General features: G+C 75.2%; 13 protein-coding genes and 3 tRNA genes. 10 read left to right on the top strand and 6 right to left on the bottom strand.

Annotation, left to right across the window (positions count from 1 at the left end):
* Window positions 1-163 precede the first annotated feature (163 nt).
* Window positions 164-1,006, top strand: coding sequence for a pyridoxal 5'-phosphate synthase (locus ACFWOG_RS17800; RefSeq protein WP_380359497.1), 843 nt, complete (start codon window positions 164-166; stop codon window positions 1,004-1,006).
* A 219-nt stretch (window positions 1,007-1,225) separates the two neighbouring features.
* On the opposite strand, the gene ACFWOG_RS17795 is transcribed toward ACFWOG_RS17800, so the two are convergent.
* Window positions 1,226-2,299 carry a DMT family transporter gene (locus tag ACFWOG_RS17795; RefSeq protein WP_380359494.1) on the bottom strand — a complete coding sequence of 358 codons (1,074 nt, stop codon included), beginning with the start codon at window positions 2,297-2,299 and terminating at the stop codon, window positions 1,226-1,228.
* Window positions 2,300-2,451: 152 nt separating this feature from the next.
* On the opposite strand from ACFWOG_RS17795, the gene ACFWOG_RS17790 reads away from it, so the two are divergent.
* Together ACFWOG_RS17790 and ACFWOG_RS17785 are read left to right on the top strand one after the other, a co-directional pair.
* The gene (locus ACFWOG_RS17790; RefSeq protein WP_380359491.1) at window positions 2,452-3,330 is read left to right on the top strand and encodes a DUF1906 domain-containing protein; all 879 of its coding nucleotides are present in this window, start codon (window positions 2,452-2,454) and stop codon (window positions 3,328-3,330) included.
* A gap of 638 nt (window positions 3,331-3,968) precedes the next feature.
* Window positions 3,969-5,630: a long-chain fatty acid--CoA ligase gene (locus ACFWOG_RS17785; RefSeq protein ID WP_329950288.1), complete on the top strand. Its 1,662-nt coding sequence runs from the start codon at window positions 3,969-3,971 to the stop codon at window positions 5,628-5,630.
* Window positions 5,631-5,710: 80 nt separating this feature from the next.
* Here ACFWOG_RS17785 and ACFWOG_RS17780 read toward each other — a convergent pair whose 3' ends face one another.
* Window positions 5,711-9,571 (bottom strand): PAS domain-containing protein, encoded by a 3,861-nt coding sequence (locus ACFWOG_RS17780; protein ID WP_380359488.1) that lies wholly within the window; start codon window positions 9,569-9,571, stop codon window positions 5,711-5,713.
* Between the two features lie 179 nt (window positions 9,572-9,750).
* Between ACFWOG_RS17780 and ACFWOG_RS17775 the strand changes: the two genes are divergently transcribed.
* The 3 genes from ACFWOG_RS17775 (at window position 9,751) to ACFWOG_RS17765 (ending at window position 10,263) form a co-directional block, all read left to right on the top strand.
* Window positions 9,751-9,844: transfer RNA gene (locus ACFWOG_RS17775), tRNA-Ser, on the top strand.
* 236 nt (window positions 9,845-10,080) lie between these two features.
* Window positions 10,081-10,156 (top strand) — tRNA-Arg (locus tag ACFWOG_RS17770).
* A gap of 31 nt (window positions 10,157-10,187) precedes the next feature.
* A tRNA-Arg gene (locus ACFWOG_RS17765) sits at window positions 10,188-10,263 on the top strand.
* Between the two features lie 71 nt (window positions 10,264-10,334).
* On the opposite strand, the gene ACFWOG_RS17760 is transcribed toward ACFWOG_RS17765, so the two are convergent.
* Both ACFWOG_RS17760 and ACFWOG_RS17755 read right to left on the bottom strand, forming a co-directional pair.
* Window positions 10,335-11,543 (bottom strand): globin domain-containing protein, encoded by a 1,209-nt coding sequence (locus ACFWOG_RS17760; protein WP_380359485.1) that lies wholly within the window; start codon window positions 11,541-11,543, stop codon window positions 10,335-10,337.
* 11 nt (window positions 11,544-11,554) lie between these two features.
* Entirely contained in the window at window positions 11,555-11,971 is a 417-nt protein-coding gene (locus tag ACFWOG_RS17755; protein WP_329884924.1) for a globin domain-containing protein, read from the bottom strand.
* 320 nt (window positions 11,972-12,291) lie between these two features.
* On the opposite strand from ACFWOG_RS17755, the gene ACFWOG_RS17750 reads away from it, so the two are divergent.
* The 3 genes from ACFWOG_RS17750 (at window position 12,292) to ACFWOG_RS17740 (ending at window position 18,361) form a co-directional block, all read left to right on the top strand.
* On the top strand, window positions 12,292-15,789 hold the full coding sequence (locus tag ACFWOG_RS17750; RefSeq protein WP_380359482.1) for an Ig-like domain-containing protein: 3,498 nt from the start codon (window positions 12,292-12,294) through the stop codon (window positions 15,787-15,789).
* A gap of 185 nt (window positions 15,790-15,974) precedes the next feature.
* Complete coding sequence (locus tag ACFWOG_RS17745) at window positions 15,975-17,249, top strand: SPFH domain-containing protein (protein WP_380359479.1); 1,275 nt, start codon at window positions 15,975-15,977, stop codon at window positions 17,247-17,249.
* Window positions 17,246-18,361, top strand: a complete 1,116-nt coding sequence (locus ACFWOG_RS17740) for a C40 family peptidase (RefSeq protein ID WP_380359476.1) — start codon at window positions 17,246-17,248, stop codon at window positions 18,359-18,361. Before ACFWOG_RS17745 ends, ACFWOG_RS17740 begins: the two co-directional genes overlap by 4 nt.
* Before the next feature lie 93 nt (window positions 18,362-18,454).
* Here the strand turns inward: ACFWOG_RS17740 and ACFWOG_RS17735 are convergent, their stop codons facing one another.
* Entirely contained in the window at window positions 18,455-19,420 is a 966-nt protein-coding gene (locus ACFWOG_RS17735; RefSeq protein ID WP_329884928.1) for an aldo/keto reductase, read from the bottom strand.
* A gap of 207 nt (window positions 19,421-19,627) precedes the next feature.
* On the opposite strand from ACFWOG_RS17735, the gene ACFWOG_RS17730 reads away from it, so the two are divergent.
* On the top strand, window positions 19,628-19,822 hold the full coding sequence (locus ACFWOG_RS17730) for a hypothetical protein (RefSeq protein ID WP_329884929.1): 195 nt from the start codon (window positions 19,628-19,630) through the stop codon (window positions 19,820-19,822).
* Window positions 19,823-19,864: 42 nt separating this feature from the next.
* Here ACFWOG_RS17730 and ACFWOG_RS17725 read toward each other — a convergent pair.
* Window positions 19,865-20,424, bottom strand: a 560-nt coding sequence (locus ACFWOG_RS17725; RefSeq protein ID WP_380359472.1) for an endo alpha-1,4 polygalactosaminidase, incomplete at its 5' end; no start/stop codon positions are given.

Raw genomic sequence — 20,424 nt, 5'->3', positions numbered from 1 at the left:
CCCGGGACGGTGTCCCGGAGGGAGCCCTCATTCCAGGGCCCGCGCCCGGGTTCGTCACCGTGCGGCGGTACGGTTGCGCTCCGACAGCGCACCCCGCGCGCCCGGGCCCCGGTGGCCCGCCCGTTGCGGGACTGCGGCAGCGGCAACCGGAAGGAAGGGCGCGATGGCAGCGGAGGAGGAGGGCCTGACCGGTCCGGGCGGGACCAGGCCGGTACCGGGCCCGGAGTCGGGCCGCGGGCAGAACCCGCAGCCTGCCCCGGAGGCGGCCTCGCAGCCGGCCTCGCAGCCGGTCCAGGGCCCGGCCGGGGCGCCGGGGACGGAACACCGGCCCGAGCCCAGGTCCGTGCCCGAGCTGCTGCTCGGCCGTCCGCCGATGACCCGCCCGCTGCCGACCTTCGACGCCGAGGCGGCCCCGGCCGAGCCCGGCCCGCTGTTCGTCGACTGGCTCGCGACCGCGCTCGACGCGGGGGTGCTGGATCCGCAGGTGGTCACGCTCTCCACCGTGGACGCCGACGGCATGCCGGACGCCCGGGTCCTGGTGCTGCGCGACATCGACGCCGCCGGCACCGGCTGGGTCTTCTCCGCCGCCGCGGACAGCCCGAAGGGCCGCCAGCTCGGCGACCACCCGGCCGCCGCGATCACCGTCTACTGGCCGCAGCTGGGCCGCCAGGTGCGGGTCCGCGGCACCGTCGAGCGGGCTGCCGACCAGGTCGCGGCAGCCGAGTTCGCGACGCGGTCCCCGGCCGCCCGGATCGGCGCGCTGGTCGGTCGCCAGAGCGAGCCGCTGGCCTCGCCGGCCGAGTACGAGGAGGCGGTGGCGGTCGCCCGTCGCCGGCTGGAGGCCACCCCGGACGCGGTCGCCGCGGGGCACACGGTCTACACGCTCTGGGCGCACGAGGTGGAGTTCTGGCAGGGCCACGCGGAGCGCCACCACGTCCGCCTCCGCTACACGCGGACCGGGCCGGTGCGGACACCGGAGTGGTCCCGCACCCTGCTCTGGCCGTAGCGCCCCGACGCCGTGAGGCCGTGGCGCCGCGATGCCTCAGGGCCGCAACGCCGTGAGGCCGTAAGGCCGTAAGGCCGTAGGAGAACGGGCCGGGGCGCGCACCGAGTGGTACGCGCCCCGGGCCCGCCGGCCGTCTCCCCGGCGGCCGTTCCGTCGTCGACAGGTCCGTCGTCGACAGGTCCGACCAAGCCGGTCCAAGCAGGCCGGTTCAGCGCCGGTTCAGCGCCGGCCGGTCAGTGTGGCCCCGACGCTCGCGGCCACCACGCAACCGATCCCGGCCAGCTGCGCCGCACCCAGCAGCTGCCCCAGCACCACCAGCCCGACCAGCGCGCTGACCGCCGGCTCCAGGCTCACCAGCACGCTGAACACCCGCTGCGGCATCCTCCGCAGTGCCGTCATCTCCAGCGCGTACGGGATCACCGGCAGCAGCAGCGACACCCCGGCGACCGCGAGCAGCAGCATCAGCGGCGAGGCCCCCGGTTCGGTCAGACCGTCCCAGGCCTCGCCGAGCCCGAACGGCGCGACCACCAGCGCGCCGACCGTCATCGAGACGGCCAGTCCCTGGAACCCCTGGAACGCGGCCCCGACCTTGTCGGTGAACAGGATGTACGCGGCGTAGCAGGCGGCCGCGCCGAACGCGTACATCAGACCGACCGGGTCGAGCCCCGACCCGCTCCCGTCCCCGCCCTCGCCGAGCAGGGTCAGCAGCGCCACCCCGCCGGCCGCGAGCAGCGCCCAGAGCAGGTGACTGGCACGGCGGGCGAAGAACAGCGCCACCGCGAGCGGGCCGAGGAACTCGATCGTCGCGGCGGTGCCCATGGGCAGGCGGTCGATCGCCCCGGCGAACAGCAGGGTCATCCCTGCGGAGGCCATGCCGAGCAGTCCGGCGGCGGCCAGGTCGCGCGGGTGGCGCCCGCGCAGCTGCGGCCGGGTGACGGCGAGCAGGACGACCGCCGCGAAGCTGAGCCGGAGGAAGGTCGTACCGCTCACCCCGAGCGGACCGAAGAGCGGCTTGGAGAGTGCGATCCCGGTCTGCACCAGGAACATCGCGGTCAGACAGAGGAGCGGCGCCGGGATCCGCTCCGGGCGCCGCAGGAAGTTCGGGAACCGTCGGCCGGACGGTCGGCCGGGTCGTGCGTCCGGCGGCAGCCCGTCTCCGGGGGCGTCGCCTCGTCGCCGGCCACCGCGCTCGCCGGCGGGATCGCCCACGGGGGCGGGCGGCATGGCAAGGACCTCGGCGACGGCTGCGGCCGACGGCGGGGCGGCGGTTCCGGTGGGGTTGGGCGTGGGCATGCTGGCGAGTTTGCCGTAAGGAGCCACTGGGCAGCAAGCTCGTTACAAAAATCGGGACGGATACGGACGGGTGCGTCCGAAAGGGTGAGCTTCCAGGGCGCGTGCGGCGCGGCAGCCGCCCGTGCCCGACGGTCCGTCAGTATCAAGGCGGCGTGCGCTATCTCCGCCCTGCGGCCATCGCCGCCGCCTCCCTCGTCCTCCTGCTGGCCGCCGGCGGGCCGGGCGCGAGCGCCGACGAGGCCGCTCCGGCGGCCGCCGCCGTCCCCCGCATCCGCCCCACCGTCCTCCCCGACCGGTTCGGGCCGCCGGCCCTCCGCACCCGGGACCTCTACGCCGGTGCCGCCTTCGACGCCTGCACCGCGCCGCCGCTGGAGACCCTGCGGGCCTGGCGCGACAGCTCGCCGTACGGCGCGCTCGGCATCTACACCAGCGGCGGGCAGCGCGGCTGCACCCAGCCGAGGCTCACCGCGGACTGGGTCCGGCAGGCCCGCGAGATGGGCTGGCGGTTCCTGCCCGTGCACGTCGGCCTGCAGGCGCCGTGCAGCGAGCTCAAGCGCAAGCCGAAGCGGATCGACCCGGCCCGGGCCGTCCAGCAGGGCCGGGAGGAGGCGGCCGAGGCGGTCGCGGGACTCCGGGCGGTCGGGATCGGCGAGGGCAGCCCGGTCTTCCTGGACATCGAGGCGTACCCGATGCGCGACCCGGCCTGCGGTCAGGGCGTCGTCGACTTCACCCTCGGCTGGACCGAGGGCCTGCACACGGCGGGGTTCCGGTCCGGCTTCTATTCCAGCCTCGACTCCGGCATCGCCGATCTCGCGGCCGCCGCCCGCGCCGGTAGCTCCCCGCTGCCCGACACCCTCTGGTACGCGCGCTGGGACGACCACGCCGACACCGTCGGCGGCGGACCGCTCACCTCCGACCTCTGGGCCGACCACCAGCGCGTCCACCAGTACCGCGGCAACGTCGAGGAGACGTACGGCGGCGCGACGCTCACCGTCGACCGCAACCAGGTCGACGCCCCGTTGGCCGGCTGACCGGCCGGCAGTCGTGCCCCGCCCGGGTCGGACAGCGGCCCGACGGCAACGGTCCGACGGCAACGGCCCGACGGCAACGGTCCGACGGCAACGGTCGACGGCAACGGCTCGACCCGTGCCGCCGCCCGGCGAGGCCCGTCGGCGGTCGGCGGTCGGCGGACCGCCCCCCGCTCACTCCCGCAGCGTGAGCGCCAACCACCCCTGCCCGTGGCAGTAGCGGCAGGTCTCCGGGATGTACCCCGTCCCGGTCCGGTCCGCCCGGACCCCGACCCGCGCCTGCGTCCGCACCCCGCCCGAGCAGCACGGGCACGGCACCCGAAATTCCGCCGGCCCCCGCCCCACCCGTCGTTCGCCACGTCCGTCACCCATGCCCCCAGTATCCCGCCCGCCCCGCGCGCGCCACCGGGCCTTCCGGACTGTGGTACCGGGCCGACCGCCCGGGCGGCGCGGCGAGCGCCCGGGCGGGACCGGGACGAAGTCGTGATCGGGGCAACGGGGTCGGGATACTGACATCGGGCAGGCGGCGGGGCACAATCGGGCTCGGCTGCCCGCGTTACCGCCCAGTAGCCGGCCCGCTGGCCGGGGGCGGTTCTCAGGGGCAGCAGCCGCCGCAGTGCCGCCCAGGTCGAGGAGGACCCGTGTTCAGCACGATGCAGGACGTACCGCTCACCGTCGCCAGGATTCTTGAGCACGGGTCGACCATCCACGGGCGTTCGACCGTCACCACCTGGGACGGGACCGGTCCGGTGGTCCGGACGTACGCGGAGGTGGGGGCGCGGGCCGCGCAGCTGGCGTGCGCGCTGCGGGACGAGCTCGGCGTGACGGCGGACGACCGGGTCGCGACGCTGATGTGGAACAACGCGGAGCACCTGGAGGCCTACCTGGCGGTGCCGGCGATGGGCGCGGTGCTGCACACGCTCAACCTGCGGCTGCCGGCGAACCAGCTGTCGTTCATCATCAACCACGCCGCCGACCGGGTCGTCCTCGTCAACGGCACCGTCCTGCCGCTGCTGGCCGCGGTCCTCCCGGACCTCAACCCGACGCTCAGGCACATCGTGGTCAGCGGGCCCGGCGACCGGTCCGTGCTGGACGGCTTCGCGGGCACCGTGCACGAGTACGAGGACCTGATCGCGGGCCGGCCGTCCTCCTACCCCTGGCTGACGGACATCGACGAGCGCCGGGCTGCCGTGCTCTGCTACACCTCCGGCACCACGGGTGACCCGAAGGGCGTGCTCTACAGTCACCGCTCGGTCTACCTGCACTGTCTCCAGGTGAACACCGGGGACAATTTCGCCTTCACCCCCCGCGACGTCGCGCTGCCGGTGGTCCCGATGTTCCACGTCAACGCGTGGGGCATCCCGCACGCCGCCTTCATGTCCGGCGCGAGCCTGCTCATGCCGGACCGGTTCCTCCAGCCCCGGCCGATGGCCGAGATGATCGCCGCGGTGCGACCCACCGTCAGCGCCGCCGTGCCCACCATCTGGAGCGGCTTGCTGGACGAGCTGGACGCGGGGGACTACGACACCTCCAGCCTGCGCATGGTGGTCATCGGCGGCTCGGCCTGTCCGCCGGCGCTGATGGAGGGCTACGAGGAGCGCCACGGCATCCGGGTCGTGCATGCCTGGGGCATGACCGAGACCTCGCCGCTCGGCTCCTTCGCCCAGCCGCCCGGCGGCCTCACGCCGGAGGAGGAGTGGCCGTACCGGGTCACCCAGGGCGTCTTCCCGGCCTCCGTCGAGGCACGGCTGATCGGCCCCGGCGGAGAGCGGATGCCGCACGACGGCGCCTCGGCGGGCGAGCTGGAGGTGCGCGGCCCGTGGATCGCGGGGGCGTACTACGGGGGCGCGGACAGCGACCCGGAGCGCCCGGACGATAAGTTCTCCGAGGACGGCTGGCTGCGCACCGGTGACGTCGGCACCATCACCCCCGACGGCTACCTCACGCTCACGGACCGGGCCAAGGACGTGATCAAGTCCGGCGGCGAGTGGATCTCCTCGGTGGACCTGGAGAACCACCTGATGGCCCACCCCGAGGTCGCCGAGGCCGCCGTGGTGGCAGTCCCGGACGAGAAGTGGGGCGAGCGGCCGCTGGCGACGGTGGTCCTCCGCCCGGGTGCCACGGCCGGGCTCCGGGAGCTGCGGGCGTTCCTGGCCGGTCGGATCGCCTCCTGGCAGTTGCCCGAGCGCTGGGCGATCGTCGGGACGGTGCCGAAGACCTCGGTCGGCAAGTTCGACAAGAAGGTGATCCGCGCCGACTACGCGGCGGAGCGGCTGGACGTCACCCTGCTCGGCAAGGAGTAGGGGACGGCGGGCGCGACGAACGGCGAGCGGACCCGGCGAGCGGACCCGGCGAGCGGGCCCGGCGAGCGGGCCCGCGGGGGTCAGCCCGCGGCGGCGACGCCCGCCTCGCCCATGGCGCCGATCCGTCCGAGCAGGTCGACGATCCGGGACTGGACGTCGTCGCTGGTGGAGCGCTCGGCGAGGAACAGCACCGTCTCACCGGTGCGCAGCCGGGGCAGCTCGCGGGGGTCGAGGTCGACCGAGGTGTAGACGACCAGCGGGGTCCGGTGCAGCCGGTCGTTGGTGCGCAGCCAGTCGAGCAGGCCGACCCGGCGGCGGCGGATCTGGAACAGGTCCATCACCACCAGGTTGGGCTGCACGCTGCTGGCCCGGGCGACGGCGTCGTTCTCGTCCACCGCGTGCTCGACGTGCATGCCGCGCCGTTCCAGGCTGCCGATCATGGCGGCGGCGATGTCCGGGTCGCCCTCGACCAGCAGGACGCGGGGGGCGTGGTTCTCGCCGTCGCGCGGGGCGAGGGCGCGCAGCAGGACGGCCGGGTCGGCGCCGTACGCGGCGTCGCGGGTGGCCTGGCCGAGGCCGGCGGTGACCACGACCGGGACCCGGCTGTTGAGCGCCGCCGTGCGCAGCGACTGCAGCGCGGTGCGGGTGATCGGGCCGGTCAGCGGGTCGACGAAGAGCGCGGCGGGGAAGCCGGAGACCTGGGCGTCGACCTCCTCGCGGGAGCGGACGATCACCGGTCGGTAGCCGCGGTCCTGCAGCGCCTGGCGGGTGGCCGGGTCGGGTTCGGGCCAGACGAGCAGGCGGCGCGGCCCGCCGTCGGCGCCCGGGGCGGGCATCGACGTGTACGCGGCCTCGTCCTGGGCGGTCGGTGCGGCGGGCAGTTCGGCCATCACCCGCGGGGCCGGCCGGTTCGCGGCGACGGGCTGCGGTGCGTCGGGGGCGATGGCGACCGGGCCGAGCGGAGTGGCGCCGGGCGCGCCGAGCGGGCGCGGCGGGGCCAGCTCGCCGAGTCCGGTGCCGACCGGGAGGGGGCTGTCCTCCCGCTGGTCGCCGGGCGCGGACGGGCCGGACGGGGACGCGGAGGGGAGCGCGGGCAGCGCGGACGGTGCCGGCGGGGCGCCGTCCGGCGTGCCGGGCGTCTCGGCGCCGGGGCCGGGCGGGACGGCCAGGCGGCGGCGCCGGCCGGTGGGCGCGGCGGCCGGTTCGGGCTGTGCGGGCGCGGGGCCGGCGGGCAGGGCGTGCTCCAGGCCCGGGTAGAGAGGGGAGTCGGTGACGCCGGGCAGGGCGAATCCGCCGGAGGAGTCCTCGGCGCCCGGCAGCGCCCGGCGCCGACGGGACGGCTTGGGCTCCTGGCCGGTGTCGCCCTCCGGGGCGGTGGCGGCGGTGGCGTCGGTGGGTGCGCCGTCGGTGCCGGCCTCGGCCGCACCGGTGCCCGGGCCGAGGGCGAAGGGGCCGCGGGGGCCGGCGTCGCCGCCGGTGTCCCGGACCGGGCCGCCGTCGCCCCGCGGGCCGGTCTGCCGCTCGGGGTGCTGTCCGGCGTTCTGTTCGGCGCGCTGGTCGAGGTGCCCGGCCTCGACCGGTACCGCGTACGCCGTGCCGGACCGGCCGTCGTCCTTGCCCCACGGGTCGCTCTCGGGGCCGGCCGGGCCGCCGAGGCCCTGCCGCCCGTACGCGGGGTCGTTGCCGGTGCCGTTCCACTGCTCGGGGACGGCCCGCTCGATTCGTGCCGGGGCGTTCGGCCACTGGTCGGCGGGTACGGCCGGATCGACGGGGCCGGGGGCGGCCTGGGGTCCGCCGGGCGCGGCGCCGTGGTTCACGGACGGGTCGGCGGACGGGTCGGCGGACCGGTCGGACGGCCCGGAGGCGTGTCCGGGGGACGGCCGGTCCGCGGCCGGGTCCAGCGGAGCCTCCTCGACCGCGGGTCGGCCGCGGCGGCCACGGCGTTCGGCGGTCGGCTCCTCGGCCGGGACACCTTCGGCGGCGGCCCGCTCAGGTCCGGAGAGTCCGGCAGGTCCGGCAGGTCCGGCGGGTCCGGTGCTCCCGGAGGGGACGGAAGCGATGGAAGGGTCGGAAGGCCCGGCCGCCCCGGCCGGACCGGCGGGCGCGGCGGCCGTGGCCGGCCCGCCCTCGGACCCGGCGGCCGGCTCGGCCGCCGGCGCCCCGGTCGGCTCCTCACTACGCGCGGTGGGCAGTTCCGGGATGCCCGGCAGGTCCGGCAGGACGGCGCTGTCGCTCTCCTTGGGCCGGTCCGAGCGGCCCTCGGCACCCGCGCGCTCGGCGGCGGCCTTCGCCGCGGCCGGGTCCAGCGGAAGCTCGACGACGTACGTGGTGCCGGCGCGGCCCGGAAGCTCGTGGGGCTGGAGCACCCCGCCGTGGCGCTCGACCACCGCGCGGGCTATCGGCAGGTGGACGGGGCTGCCGCCGCGGCCGGGGCCGCGGATCTCCACCCGGGCGACCTCGCCGCGCTGGGCGGCCGCGAGCACGACCATCGGCGCGTCCCCGCCGCCGGCGGGCAGCGCGGTCCCGCCGGCCGGGTTGAGTCCGGGCGCGGTCAGGCCGGGGGAGGGGAGGGCGGGTTCGGCGTCCAGCGAGAGGCCGACGCCGCTGACGTCGGCGACCAGGTGGGCCAGGGCCTGGGCGAGCCGCTGCTCGTCGGCGATCACCTCGACGGCGGCGGCGTGCACGGAGAACCGCACCCGGCCGGCACCGACCAGTTCGCCGGCGTGCTCGACCGCCCGGCGGACCACCTTGTCCAGGGCGACCGGCACGCGCTCGGCGGCCTTCTTCCCCGCCTTGTCGTCCGGCTTGCCCTCGGTGGACGAGCCCGGGCCGTCGAAGCCCAGCGGGCCGTTGCCCGTGGCGCCGGCGCCCGTGGACCACTCGCCGGCCTCGGAGCGCTGGTGGGCGAGCACACCGTCGATCAGTTTGCCGAAGCGGCGGCACTCGTCGGCCAGTCGGCGCAGGGTCCAGTTCGCCTCCGGCCAGAGCTGGCCCGCGGGGTCGGCGGCGAGCGTGTCGATCCGGCGGTGCAGCGCGGTCAGCGCGCCGCCCAGTTCGCTCTCCAGGACGGCGGTGAGGTGTTCGTTGCGCGCGACCAGGGCGAGTTCGCGGCTGCGGTCGGTGAAGGTCATCACCGCGCCGACCAGCTGGTCGCCGTCCCGGACGGGGGCGGTGGTGAGGTCGACGGTGACCGGCCGGCCGTCCTTGCGCCAGAGCACGGTGCCGCGCACCCGGTGCTTGCGGCCGGAGGTCAGGGTGTCCAGCAGCGCGGACTCCTCCAGCGCCAGCGGGGTGCCGTCGGCCCGGGAGTGCTGGATCAGCGGGTGCAGTTCGCGCCCGCCCAGCTCGCTGGCCCGGTACTCCAGGATGTGCGCGGCGGCCGGGTTGACCAGGACGCAGCGGCCTTCGAGGTCGACTCCGAGCACGCCCTCGGCGGCGGCCCGCAGGATCATCTCGGTCTGCTTGTGCTGGCGGCGCAGCTCCGCCTCGACGCCGAGCCGGCTGGAGAGGTCGCGGACCAGCAGCAGGAGCAGGTCGGAGGAGCGCGAGCCCTCGCGGTAGGGGTCGTAGGGCGCGAGCGGGGAGAGCGCGTAGCCGCGGCTGTCGCCGGTGCCGTCGTCGGCGAAGTCGTTGCCGGAGACCTCGACGGGGAAGGTGCTTCCGTCGGTGCGCCGCGCGGTCATCCGGACCGGCCGGTCGAGTGCGTCGTCCTCGCGGGCGGCCGGGCGCATCGAGCCGGGGATCCGGCTCGGGTCGAACTCGGGCAGGAGGTCCAGCACTCCCATCCCCACCAAGGATGTGCCGGGCGTCTGGAGCGCGTGCACGGCGGCGTTGTTGGCGTCGACGACCGTGCCGTTGCTGTTCACCAGGAGCAGTGCGTCGGGCAGGGCGTCGAGTATGGCGGCGAGGCGAGCAGCGCCTCGGATCGGCCTGCTGCTCACGTCGACAGGTCTCCTCGGCTCAGGGCAGCTCTCTCCGGAGAAGGCAGTATCTCATTCTTCTTTGCGGCGGGGACGACCCGCCTAGTAACGTGGTCGGCGGTTGGTGCCGGGCCCCCGGGTTGTGGCATCATCACAGGCACAGGGAGCGGGTCCGCGCACGCGGGCTTGGTCCATGTGGAGGAGGCTTCGCCTAGTCCGGTCTATGGCGCCGCACTGCTAATGCGGTTTCGGGGTTATTCCTGATCGAGGGTTCAAATCCCTCAGCCTCCGCCAGACGAAGAGCCCCGCCGACGAGTCCGTCGGCGGGGCTCTTCGCGTCTCCCGGTCCGGGTCGGTCCGGTCCGTCCGGACCCGTCCGGCCCCGGCCGGGCTCGGGGGAGGGCCCCGACGTGCCCGTACCCCGGTGCCCGGTGCCCCGCTACGGCGCCCGGATCAATCGATTTCGCCCCGCGTCGCAGGTCATGTAATGTTGTCCCCGCACCGCCCCGCTGGCACGTTCACCAGGGCGAGCGCTCATAGCTCAACGGATAGAGCACTTGACTACGGATCAAGAGGTTGCAGGTTCGAATCCTGCTGAGCGCACCAAACCCCGCAAGACCGGGTCCGCCCGGCACTTGCGCTCATAGCTCAACGGATAGAGCACTTGACTACGGATCAAGAGGTTGCAGGTTCGAATCCTGCTGAGCGCACCAGAGAGAAGCCCCCGGCCCCAGGCCGGGGGCTTCTCCCGTTCCACGGCGGGCCGGGCGGTCGGCAGGGGCGCTCACCCCAGGTCGGTCCGGTTGATCCAGGGGACGTCCCGCTGATCCAGGAACCACTCCGAGGAGGTCAGCGGTCGGGCCCGGTTGAAGGTCACCGGTGCCGGGTCGTGCCGGATCAGCGCGGGATCGGCGCCCAGTTCGGTGAGGAGCGCGGTCAGCGAGGGGGCGAGGCCCGGCGGGCCGCTGAGGTGGACGTCCCAGCCGGACCAGCGGCCGTACCGGGCGAGTGCGTCGCGGACCGGGGCGTCGGCGTCGGCGTCGTCGCGACCCTCCCCCCGCGCCGGGGCGGTCGGCAGCACCCGCAGCCGGGCGCACCGGGCGAGCAGCCGTTCCACCGCCGGCAGGTCGTACTGCTCGGCCTGCGAACGGGCGGCCAGCACCACGGTGACGTCGCGGTCGGCGGGGCCGGCGGCGAGTTGCTCCAGCAGCGCCCGGGTCTGTCCCCAGCCGGTGCCGGCGGCCACCGCCAGCAGCGGGCGGCGTGAGTGCGGGTCGAGCACGGCGTCGCCGAGCGGGGGGCCGAGCCGCAGCAGTTCGCCGGGGGCGGCGTCGTCGACGAGTGCGGTGCTGAGCAGCCCGCCGGGCACCCGGCGGACGTGCACGTCCAGGGTGCCGTCGGAGCGCGGCGCGTTGGCGATCGAGTAGGGGCGCCAGACCTTCGGCACCCGGGGACTGCTGAGCGTGAGGTACTGGCCGGGGACGAAGGGGTACGGGCGCATCGGCATCAGGGTGAGGACGACGATGTCGGCTGCGGCCCGCCGGCGGGTGGCCACCTCGGCCTCCCACCACGCGGGGACCTCGGGCCGGACCCCGGCGGCCGCCCCGGTCATCGTCCGGGCGATCACGGTGTAGGCCTCGGTCCAGGCCTTCTCGATCTCGGGCGTCCAGGAGTGTCCGGAGAAGTGCCGCAGGGCGGCGATCAGACTGGCCCCGACGGCGGGGTAGTGCTCGGGCGCGGCCTGGAACTTGCGGTGGTCGCGCCCGAGCGCCCGCAGGTACCCGGTGAGCTGCTCGGGGTTCTCCATGCGGAGGACGATCTGGGTGAGTGCGGCGAAGAACCGGTCCCGCTGCTCGGTCATCTGGGCGGGGAAGAACGCCCGCACCCCGGGGTTGCGGGCGAACAGGTGGGCGTAGAAGTACTTGGCCATGTGGTCGGCACGGCGCTCGACGACGGCGAAGCTGGCGCGGATGACCGCGGGGTCGAAGGGCACCGCGGCGCGCCCTAGGAGTGCTGCGCGGTGGTGAGCGCCTGGCCCATGGTGTCGCTGATCACGCCGTAGACCGCGGTCCAGGACGCCTCGGTCTCCTCGGTCCACGCCTCGCCGGCGAAGTGCGCCAGGGTGGCGAGCAGGCTGGCGCCGACGGCGGGGAAGTGCTCGACGAGCGCCCCGTACCGGGCGTGCCGGGCACCGAGGTCGCGGAGGACGCCGACCAGCGTGTCGGTCTCCTCCAGATGGGAGACCACCGTGCCGAGCGCGGCCCAGAGCCGGTCCCGCTGCTCGTCGATGTGCTCGGCGAACAGGCCCCGGACCCCGGGGTGGTGCTCGAACAGGTGCTGGTAGAAGTACTCGGCGACGACGGCGCCGTGCGGTTCGACGACCGCGAAACTGCTCGTGATGAGAACGGGGTTAATGGTCACGGGCCCCGACTCTACTGAGCGGGCCGGTAATTCGAACAGAGTTGTCTGATGAATGGTCAGATACTGGTCCGTGGGAACGGGTCGGATTCGCCGGGATTCCCCGCGATACGCCGCCTAATGGATGAAATGCAGCCCTTTCGGGTACATCCCGTCCTGCCGGTCGGAGGGCCGCCAATCGGGTGTCATGCGGCCAATAGCGCAGGTGTCGCAGTATGACCGGCCCAGGATCGTGATTCCGTTTTGTCAGATCTTGTGTCCAGACTGCCCAGAGATCCCGGTGAACCCGGCGATGCCGGCAGCCGATACCGAAGGAGAGCCGGATGAGCCGACAGTTCCCGGCCGTGGCCGGCACCGCAGCGGTCCTCGCCGCCGGGCTGCTGATCGGCTGGAACCCACCGCCCTCGGCCGCCCAGCAGTCCCCCGGTACCTGGTCGGGGGAACAGCGCGCGGTGCTGCCCTCCGGACTCTCCGTCCACCTCGATTTCGCGGCCTCCCCCGGGGCGGCCGTGATCGCCGAGCCCGGGGAATTGGCGGACCGCGCCGGCGGCGGCCGGTCCGCCGCGCTCTACACGGACGGAGTTCGGCCCGGAGATCCCGCCCAGACCTTCCGGATCTCCGAGAACCGTCCGCAGGCGGACGGTTCCTGGAGAACCGTCGGGACGCTCCGGCTGACATTCTCCCGGGCCGTCCGCAATCCCCGGCTGCACGTCAGCGGACTCGCCGTCGTCGCCACCGGGAAATCCGGCTCCACCAGTACCGCGGCCCGGCTGACCCTCACCGGCGGCTCGCCCGGCGGGCCCACCCTGGTCAACCGCACGGACTGGCCCGGCTGGACGGCCGACGGCAACGTCCTGGCCCCCGCCGGTGCGGACGGCACGTCGGACGGCACGGCCGGGTCCGCCGCGGAGGGCAGCCTGGAGCTGGCCGGCACCTTCACCTCGGCGGTCTTCCGGGTCGAACAGCGCACCACCGCCCGGGCCGGTTCCACCACCGCACCCCTCCCGCTCACCCTGGCGTCCACCGTCACCCTGGACGAGGGCGTCGGCACCGCCCCGCAGGGCTACGGCAACGCCTCCCACCTGCTCTCCGACCTCTACCTCGGCGGCGACGCCGCCCAGGCGGCCCGCGCCGACCGGCGGCCGGCCTGGCTGTTCCGACGGCCCGACGCGGGCCGCGCGGGGGAGCCGACGGGAGAGCCGACGGGGGAGCCGACGGCCCCGGCCGGCGAGTCGCAGGTCCGCACCGGCCGCGGCGAGGAGGACCGCAGCGTCCGGTCCAGCCCGCCGCCGCCCCAACTCCAGCCCGGGCGGGGCGAGTACCAGGGCGCCGACCCGGCGGTCAGCTACCCGGCCGAAGCGGCGATCGGCCGCTACTACCGGCTCGCCGTCCCGGTCGCGGTCGGGGACGCCCCCGCCACCCTGGCGGGCTGGATCGACTTCGACCGCAACGGCCGGTTCGACCCGGTCGAGCGCGTGCAGGCCGAGGCCGCCGCCGGGGAGCGCAGCGTCACCCTGGAGTGGACCGTCCCCGGCAAGGCCGCGTCCGGGGAGACCTGGGCCCGGCTGCGGATCGGCCGGGACGCCACCCAGCTCGTCGAGCCCGGCGGGTTCGCCGACTCCGGGCAGGTCGCCGACCAGCGGATCCGGCTGACCGTCGGGGCCTCCCGCCCGGAGATCGCCGAACCGGTCGACGGCACGGCGGTCACCGAGACCCGCCCCCGGATCTCCGGCGACGGCGCGGTGGCCGGCGCCACGGTGGAGATCCGCGAGGGCGACACGGTGATCTGCCGGACGAAGGTGGCCCGCGGCGGCGGCTGGTCCTGCCGCCCGGACACGGCCCTGTCCGGCGGCGCGCACAGCCTCGCCCCGGTGGAGACCACCGCCGGCGGCCTGGTGCTGCGGGGCGAGCCGGTCCGGATCACCGTGAGGACCGCGCCGCCCGCCGCCCCTCTCCTCGCCCTTCCCGAGTTCACCAACGACCCGGGACTCCAACTGACCGGCACCGGCGAGCCGGGCAGCACCGTGACGATCACCGACCAGCCGGCCGACGGGCACGCCGCCGACGCGGCCGACCTGTGCAGCACGGCCGTCCGCTCCGACGGCGCCTGGTCCTGCCTGCCGGTGGAGAACCTCGCCGACGGGCGGCACCGGCTCACCCCGGCCGCCGCCGACCTCGCCGGGAACCGGACCGCAGGGAAGGCCGTCACGCTGGTCGTCGACACCGTCTCGCCCGACCGCCCGGTGCTCACCGAGCCCTCCGCCGGGGAGACCCTCCGGACCGCCCGCCCCCGGCTCGCCGGGAAGGCGGAGCCCGAGGCGCGGGTGATCGTCACCGCGCGTGCGGGCAGCGAGGCCTCGACGGAGCGGATCGTCGCCTGCGGGGCCACGGCCGCCATCGACGGCAGCTGGATCTGCACGGCCAACCGCGACCTGCCGGACGGGGACCAGTGGCTGGTCGTCACGGCGACCGACCGGGCGGGGAACGGGACGGCGGGCGACGCGGTGGCGGTGCGGGTGGAGGCGGCGGCCGTACAGCCGCCGACGGTGCCCGTCCCGACGGTGACACCGACGGCGACACCGACGGCGACGGTCGCACCGACCGCTGCGCCGACCGCTGCGCCGACCGGCGCGGCGACCGCCACGGCGACCGTCGCGCCCACCGTCGGGTCGACGGCGGTGCCCGCCGGCGGGCCGACGACGGTTCCCCCGCAGGCCCCGGCGGTCCCGGCCGGCTCCCCCGGCGCGGAGACATCGGCCTCGTCCTCGCCGTCGGCGGCGGTCCCGGCCGTCGTACCCTCGGCCGCTGCGTCCACGGCGGTGGCCGCACCGGTGTCACCGACGCCCGCGGTGTCCACGGCCTCGGGTACCGCGTCGGCGGCCGTGCCGACCGTCGGGACTCCCGCGTCCGGCACGCCGAGCGCTTCCCGGTCGGCCGCGGCCTCGCCCTCGGTCGCCGTTCCGTCCCCCTCCGCTCCCGATGCCCCCTCCACTCCCGCCGGCTCCGCTTCGGCGGTCGCGTCCCCGGGTGCTCCTTCGCCTTCGGCCCCCGCCCCGTCGGGGTCGGCCGGATCGCCTCCGGCTGCCCCGTCGGCGGCCTCGCCCGAACCCGCCCCGGACCCCGTCTTCGACCCCGTCCCGCCGGGGCTGCTGCCGATCGTCGTGCCGCCGGTCACCGGTGTGGCCGTCAGGCCGGTGACGCCGTCCCCGACGGCCCCCGCGACGGCGGTGCCGCCGACGGCCGCCGGTGCCACCGGAACGGCGAGGACGAGCCCGACCGCCGGTCCGTCCCCGACCGCGCCCCGCCCGTCCTCCTCTCCGGCCTCCCCGACCTCGCCGTCCGCCGGCCTGTCCCCGTCCCCGTCCCCGTCCCCGTCCCCGTCCCTGTCGCAGGTCCCGTCCCCGTCGCCGTCCTCGCTCTCCTCTCCGCTCCCGTCCCCGTCGCAGGTCGCGTCGCAGGCCCCGTCCCCGGGCCCGTCCTCGCCGTCGTCCCCGATCCCGGCCGTCACCCCGGCGCCCGCCGACACCCCGTCCGCACCTGCCACCGCGTCGGCTCCGGCCGCCGGGGCTGCGGTGGCGCGGTCCGCCGGGCAGGCGGCCACCGGGGCCGACACCACCGCCGAGGCCGGCCGTGCACTGGCCGCGCCGCCCGCGCCGGAGCAGCAGCCGTCGGCCGAGGCAGGTGGGTCGCCCGTGGCGTCCGACCGGCACCGGTCGGACGGCTGGCGCGGTGCGCTCGCCGGTGTCCTGCTGGTGCTCACCGGCATCGGACTGATCACCCGCCGGGTGCTCGTCCGGGGTTCGGGTACCCGGCGCCGCTGAACCGCTCACACCATCCGCTCATGTGCCTGCGCGTCAGGTCCGGCTTTAGATGATTCGTCAGTAAATGTCGACACGCACTAGCTCAAATGTCGCATTTGATGACGTATGAACTTAGCCTGACTCTGGCACTGCCCGTCAGATCCGGGCCGCCCGTTGCGCGACACACTGAACCTGAGGATCCGTGCATGGACGTCACCCGCGATTCTTCGCAGCGACCCGACAACCCGCCCAAGACGCTTCCGCCGGTGCTGGCGGAACGTTCCGCCTCCGGCTCCAGCCCGCTGGTCAGGGCACCGAAGCCGCCCAAGCCCGCCAGGCCGGTCGACAACGGTCCGGCCACCACCCCGCTGGCGGTGGTCCCCGGACCGGTCGGCGCCCCGGTCGACCTGCGCGATCCGCTGGAGGCCGCCGAACCGGCGGGACAGGGCGGCCCGCCGGAGACGGAGACGGTCCCGGTGGGCGCGCTCACCACCGCCACCGCGCGCCGGCCCCCGCGCGCAGACCAGGCGCTGCGCGAGCACGGCGCCGCCGCGCTGCCCGGCTGGGTCGCCCTCTTCGGGCTCCTGGCCGGTACGGCGGCCGTCCTGCTGGTGCTCCTGCGCGACGGCGTCATCCCGCACTGGGACACGCTGCCCGACCTGCGCACCGCGGCCGTCCGGGCCGCCGGCACGGCCGAGGTGACCGCCCGTTCGGTGTCCGCCGTCACCGCCGCCGGACTGCTGGTGGTCCTCGCGCTCGCCGGACTGCTGGTCAACGCGGGCGGCGAGACCCGGGTGCTCACCCGCTGGGGCCGCTACCGGGGCACCGTCCGCCGCACCGGCCTGGTCTGGGTCAACCCGTTGCTGCGCCGCCGCCGGGTGGACGTCCGGCTGCGGCACTGGCGCAGCGAGCCGGTCAAGGTGGTCGACCGCACCGGCACCCCGATCGTCGTCCGGCTGCTGATCGTCTGGCGGGTGAAGGACACCGCCCGCGCGATGCTGTCGATCGAGGACCACGAGAGCTACCTGCGGGAGCAGGTCCAGGCGGTGCTCACCCGGACCGCCTCCATCCTGCCGTGCGACAGCAACGCGGGCCCCGGGCCCGCGCTGCGCGACGGCCAGTGGTTCGCCGACGAGCTGACCCGGGCGCTGGCCGCCGAGGTCGCCCCGGCCGGGCTGGAGGTCTACTCGGCGCAGCCGCTGGCGCTGGACTACGCGCCCGAGGTGGCCGAGTCGATGCGCCGCCGGAGGCTGGCCGATCTGGACGCGGGCCTGCGCACGGTGCTGGTGGACGACGCGGTGGAGGCGGCGGCGCTCGCCGTCCGCCGGCTGGAGCGGGCCACCGCGCACGAGCTGGACGAGGCCGCCCGCAGCGCGCTGATGGAGCAACTGCTGGTCGCCTTCGTCGCCCCGGCCGGAGTGGCCGCCTCGGTACCGTCCCCGGCCGCCCGGGCCGGGCGAAAGGAAGGACGACCGGCATGAGGATAGCCACCGGCCCGGACACCGGACTCGCGTTCGACTCCTCGTTCGAGCCCGGCCAGGAGTTCGCGGGCGCGGCCGAGTGCGCGCTCGACCCGGACACGGCGCTGATCGGTTTCGAGGAGGGCCTCGGCAGCACCTCGTCGATCGCGGCCTGCTCCTGCCCCGACTGCGCGGCCGCGCGGCGCACCGTCCGACCGGCGGGGCCGTCCGGTGGCGGGCGAATACACCGCGCGGTCCGGAGCACCTGCCTGGCGACCACCGTGCTGGCCGGTGCCGGGGTGGTCGGACTGACCGCCGGTGCCGGGTCCGCGCAGGCGGCGCCCGGCAAGCAGGGCTGGGACGGCTCGAAGTACTGGTTCAAGGGCAGCGGCGGCGAGTGGCGGTACACGAGCCACTACGACGTCTACCTCAGCCGCACCCGCCAGACGGGCGGCTCCGGAGGGGCGGCGCAGACCGGGGCGGTGCAGACCGGAGCGGCCCGGAGCGGGGCGGGGTCCGGTTCCGGCCCGGCCTCCGGTGCCGGTGGCAAGGCGGTCGTCTCCAACGGGTCCGCGGCCGGCTCCTCCGGGACGCGGCAGGGCTGGGACGGCTCGAAGTACTGGTTCAAGAACGGCAGTGGCGAGTGGCGGTACACGAGCCACTACGACGTCTACCTGAGCCGCACCGGCCAGTCCGGTGGTAGTCAGGCGCAGGCGTCCGCGCCGCCGGTCACCCGGCCCGTCCAGGACACCGGTCCGGCCTCGGGGCGCCTGGAGACGGCGATCGACTACGCGCTCGCCCAGCTCGGCAAGCCGTACGTCTGGGGCGGCAACGGGCCGTCCGGGTACGACTGCTCGGGGCTGGTGCAGCAGGCCTACCGGCGGGCGGGCATCAGCCTGCCGCGGGTGGCCGACGACCAGTACGCGGCGACCACGCCGATCACGGCGGGGCAGCTGCGCCGCGGTGACCTGCTGTTCTGGTCGGACAGCGGCCGGGCCTCGGGCATCCACCACGTGGGGATCTACCTGGGCGGCGGCAAGTTCGCCGAGGCACCGAGGCCGGGCAAGCCGGTTCGGGTGTCGACGATCACCAGCGGCTTCTACCCGACCCACTTCGGGCGACCCGGGGCCTAGAAATCCCTCCTCGTTGTCCACAGGCTGTGGACGGACCCGCCGCCCCCGCGCGGGTCCGTCCACGGCCTCCGTGCTGCCGGGAGAGCGCGGCGCTCAGGCGGAGGCGGCGTCCAGCAGGGCGGTCTGCGCCGGGGTGAGCTCCAGTGAGGCGGCGGCCAGCAGCGGCGGGAGCTGCTCGACGGTGCGGGCGCTGACGATCGGGGCGGCGACGGTGGGGCGGGCGGCGAGCCAGGCCAGGGCGACGGAGGCGAGCTCGGCGTCCTGCTCCGCGGCGACCGTGTCCAGCGCCTCCAGCACCTTGGGTCCGCGCGGGTCGGCCAGGTAGCGGCTGGCGCCCTCGGCGCGGGCGCTGTCCACACCCTCGCCGCCCGGGCGGTACTTGCCGGTGAGGAAGCCCGAGGCGAGCGCGTAGTACGGCACGGTGGCCAGGCCGCGCTCGGCGACCAGGTCGGCCAGCGGGCCCTCGAAGGTGCCGCGCGAGACCAGGTTGTAGTGCGGCTGGACGGCGACGTACGCGGCCAGGCCCTCGCCCTCGGCGAAGGTGAGCGCCTCGGCCAGCCGCTCGGCGCCGATGTTCGAGGCGGCGACGGCGCGCACCTTGCCCTCGCGCACCAGCTCGTCCAGCGCGGTGACGAACTCCTCGACCGGGGTGTGGTCGTCCTGGTGGGTGTAGTAGAGGTCGATGTGGTCGACGCCGAGACGGCGCAGCGAACCCTCGGCGGACGCCTTGATGTTGGCCGCGCTCAGGCCGCGGGCCTCGGGGTGGAGACCGACCTTGGTGGCGATGACCACGGAGTCACGGTTGCCCCGCTTGCGCAGCCAGTTGCCGAGGATCGTCTCCGACTCGCCGCCGGCGTTGCCGGGCACCCAGGAGGAGTAGGTGTCGGCGGTGTCGACGAAGTTGCCGCCGGCCGCCGCGTAGACGTCGAGGACGGCGAAGGACTGCGCCTCGTCGGCGGTCCAGCCGAAGACGTTGCCGCCGAGGGAGATCGGGAACACCGAGAGGTCGGACGTGCCGAGCTGCACATAACGGGGGGCGTCACTGTGGATTCCGGTCATGATCCGAGTCAACCGGATCGGCCGGGCCGGAATTCCGCGGTCCGGGCAGACTTCACAGGCTTTTCGCACGCCCGTAGCGCTGGGTTCGGCGGGAGTCCGGTACGGGCCGGTCGGGGGCCGGGGCCGGCCCGGTGCCCCTCCCGGCGTGAGCCGGGGAGGGTGCACCGGGGTGTCGGCGCGGTGCCGGGATTCGTTAGAGTCCGTGCCATGGCTGACAACGACTACGACCCCGCCGGCAGCACCCAGATGTTCCGGGCCTTCGTCGACGAGACCCCGGCACCCCAGGCGCCGGGATCCGTCAACACCTACAGCACCAACAGCAACCGCACCGGTGTGATCGCGCTGGTCGCCGTCGTTGCCCTGGTCGTTGTGGGCGCCGTCATCTGGCTGGCTGTCAAGTAACCCTCGCGCCGGAACGCCTGGCGGCTCGGCGGCCCTCCTGTCTCAGCAGGGCTTCCGCCAGGCGTCCAGTTCGAGCTTCTTCTGCATCGAGCTGAGACCCAGCGACTTGGACTGGGCGCAGAACCGGTCGGTGCCGAGCTTGTACTCGACGTGGAACACCGCCTTGCCCGCCTGGATGAAGGGGGAGAGGCGGGCGCACTCGTCGAACTCGGCGCACTCCTCGTTCACGGCGAAGTCGAAGTCGGCCAGCAGGGCGGGGATCTGGTCCAGGTCGTTCTTCAGACCGATCGCGAGGCCGCGCTCGTGGGCGAGCGAGGCCAGCATGCGGTTGTAGCGGAGCTGGTCCTCGGCGGTCAGCGGGAATCCGCTGTTCTGGTTGTACGCCTCGATGGTGTCGGGTTCGACGGCGTCGAAGCCCTTCTGCTTGCACATGTCGAAGCGGGCCGCCATCAGCGGCTTCAGCTGGTCGAGCTTGCGGATGTCGAACCACTTCTCGCCCTTCCACCCGTTGCCGGCGCCCTGCAGGGCCTTGGTGAAGGCGGCGGCGTCGGGGCGGAAGTCCTCCCAGGAACCGGCGTTGATGTAGCAGATCACCTTGCGGC

The organism is Kitasatospora sp. NPDC058406 (assembly GCF_042722765.1).
Classification (GTDB): domain Bacteria; phylum Actinomycetota; class Actinomycetes; order Streptomycetales; family Streptomycetaceae; genus Kitasatospora.
Note: the sequence above shows the minus strand (reverse complement) of the source record. Positions and strands in the feature narration are given on the sequence as shown.

Coding starts and splice junctions, on each gene's coding strand:
- ACFWOG_RS17800 (WP_380359497.1), top strand. CDS start 164: ATGGCAGCGGAGGAGGAGGGCCTGACCGGTCCGGGCGGGACCAGGCCG.
- ACFWOG_RS17735 (WP_329884928.1), bottom strand. CDS start 19,420: ATGACCGGAATCCACAGTGACGCCCCCCGTTATGTGCAGCTCGGCACG.
- ACFWOG_RS17750 (WP_380359482.1), top strand. CDS start 12,292: ATGAGCCGACAGTTCCCGGCCGTGGCCGGCACCGCAGCGGTCCTCGCC.
- ACFWOG_RS17745 (WP_380359479.1), top strand. CDS start 15,975: ATGGACGTCACCCGCGATTCTTCGCAGCGACCCGACAACCCGCCCAAG.
- ACFWOG_RS17795 (WP_380359494.1), bottom strand. CDS start 2,299: ATGCCCACGCCCAACCCCACCGGAACCGCCGCCCCGCCGTCGGCCGCA.
- ACFWOG_RS17730 (WP_329884929.1), top strand. CDS start 19,628: ATGGCTGACAACGACTACGACCCCGCCGGCAGCACCCAGATGTTCCGG.
- ACFWOG_RS17740 (WP_380359476.1), top strand. CDS start 17,246: ATGAGGATAGCCACCGGCCCGGACACCGGACTCGCGTTCGACTCCTCG.